At 48.8% G+C, this 1,034-nt stretch carries 1 pseudogene; it reads left to right on the top strand.

The annotated features are described in order from the left end of the window. A pseudogene (locus JOD24_RS16075) lies at positions 1-1,034 on the top strand (IS3 family transposase); the annotation flags it as partial.

Raw genomic sequence — 1,034 nt, 5'->3', positions numbered from 1 at the left:
GCGATTCGCCTTCGTCTGGAAGAAGGCTTGTCCTATCGATCCATTTGTGAGCGTTTGAGCGTCCGGAGCAAGTCCCAAATCCAAGACTGGGTTCAACGACATCAAAAAGGAGAATCGCTGAAAGATCATCGGGGGTTATGGAATCGGAAGCACTTCGACAGTTTGGAGGAAGAGAATGCCTACTTGAAAGCGCAGGTGGATTTCCTAAAAAAGCGTCATCCAAATCTGTTGGGGGAGTGATTTCCAAAAGCTATCGTTTTGCCATGATCGATGAACTGCGCCATCATCACTCCTTGGCGCAACTGTTACAGATCGCCCAGGTTTCCCGCTCCGGTTACTACAAGTGGAAGAAGACCCGGCCTCTTGTTGAAGAACAGCGATCCAGGGATGCTTGGATTCAAGAGCATATCCTGGCTATTCATCGTCTCCACCCGTATTACGGGTATATTCGAATGACCACTGCTCTTCGACGTGAGGGAATCGTGGTCAATCGAAAACGCATCCGTAGGCTAATGCGCGGACTTGGAATCCGTTCGGTCATTCGCAAAAAACGTCCCTTTTACGGACGGAAGGCATCCATTCTCTTTCCGAACCGGTTAAATCAAGAGTTTACTGCCGAGGCTCCGTTGCGTCGTCTCGTAACGGATATTACCTACGTTCGAATGGGGAACTCCTTTGCTTACCTGTCGGCGGTGCAGGATTTGTACAACAATGAGATCGTTTCATGGTCCTTGTCAAAGAGAAATGATCTGGATCTGGTCCTGGACTCGTTGAAACGGCTTCGGAAGAAAGGATCTCTGGAGGGGGTACTTCTCCACTCGGATCAAGGTTTTCAGTATACCTCTCGATCTTATGCCCATCGTTTGGAGTCCTATGGAATGTTGGGAAGCCATTCGCGCCGGGGGAATTGTTTTGACAATGCTTGTATCGAATCGTTCTTCTCCCATCTGAAAACAGAGAAGATTCACCTTATACGCCCAAAGACCTTTGAGGAAGCCTACACAGCCGTCGAGGAATACATCACCTTCTACAAC

This window comes from Kroppenstedtia sanguinis (genome assembly GCF_050433445.1).
Lineage (GTDB): Bacteria > Bacillota > Bacilli > Thermoactinomycetales > DSM-45169 > Kroppenstedtia > Kroppenstedtia sanguinis.
The sequence above is the reverse complement of the archived record's forward strand: the minus strand, read 5'-3'. Positions and strand labels throughout refer to the sequence as shown.